1 protein-coding gene (cut by a window edge) is annotated in these 1,151 nt (G+C 19.2%); it reads left to right on the forward strand.

What is annotated here, in order from left to right; translation table 11 throughout:
* Positions 1-77: the 3' end of a DUF460 domain-containing protein gene (locus tag LUA84_RS03875; RefSeq protein WP_231434521.1), read on the forward strand. Its footprint begins 154 nt before the window's first position; the window shows 77 of its 231 coding nt (coding positions 155-231); its start codon lies beyond the left edge, outside the window; the stop codon is at positions 75-77.
* Positions 78-1,151 lie beyond the last annotated feature (1,074 nt).

The raw sequence follows: 1,151 nt of genomic DNA on the forward strand, positions 1-1,151 counted from the left end.
TTATTACTACAGATAAAAAGGAAATACCAAAGACAATATTAGATATAGCATCAAAATTAATATATTGGTGTATATAATCCAAAACAAGTATTANTTTAGAAATAAAAAATAAATATTATCAAGATGAAAATTTAAAGAATATATTTGAAAATAATCATGAATTTGATGCATATATATCGGCAATAGAAGCATTAAAAAAATTAAAAGAAATTTTTGAAAAGGCAAAAAAAGTTTCTTGAAAGCACAGGAAGAATATATTAAAATATTAAGATATATATTAAAAAATAGAAAAGTAGAAGTTGTAGCAGCAAAAAATAATTTGAGAGAAAAGGAAAAAGAGAAAAAGAAAGAAAAGAAAAGAAAAAGAAGAAAGAAAGAGAAAAAAGAAAAAGAAAAAGAAAAGGAAATAATAAAGAAAAAAAAAGAAAAGAAAGAAAAAGAAAAAGAAAAAGAAGAAATAAATAAAAAATATATTGAATTATTAAATGATTATAATATCTTATCTAAGATGTTGACGGAAAGATTAAAAATTGATGATAATATTATACCAAAAATTTCTTTTTTATATTTAAACAAACTTTATTATAATAAAATATTTATAGATGAGTTTAAAGAAGAATATATTATATATTACAAAAATAAAGATGTAAAATTTTTTGTAAAAAAAGAAGATTTAATGGAAGTTAAAAATATTCTTCCGAGATTTTATGCTATTGATGAATTTAAAGAATTAAAGAATTTTATTATTATCGAAAAGNNNCATGAAGAAAAATCTAATATAACAGAAAAAGATGTTGATGAAGAAAGGCTGAAGAAAATTTTAAAAAATTATAGGGAACACCGCCTTCAAAATCTACTACAATAATTCCTNNNNAAGTATACATAAAATAATTAATTACTAATTAGTAATATATCAAAAATTGGCAAATACAATAAAATAGACTTACATTTTGATACTGGTGTATGAAATATTTTATAAATATCTTTTATAAGATTTTTGATAATCAATATTTTTAAACAGAAAGTCTATAGATATATTTAGAAGAAAAAATCAATCATGGAAGAAATTTNGGGGCAATTTTTTAAAAACCCAAGTAAAATTAACTATTTTAAATATAAAAATGGCATTTTAGCAATTTTTAAATAGATTG

This window comes from Candidatus Nanopusillus massiliensis, from assembly GCF_920984865.1.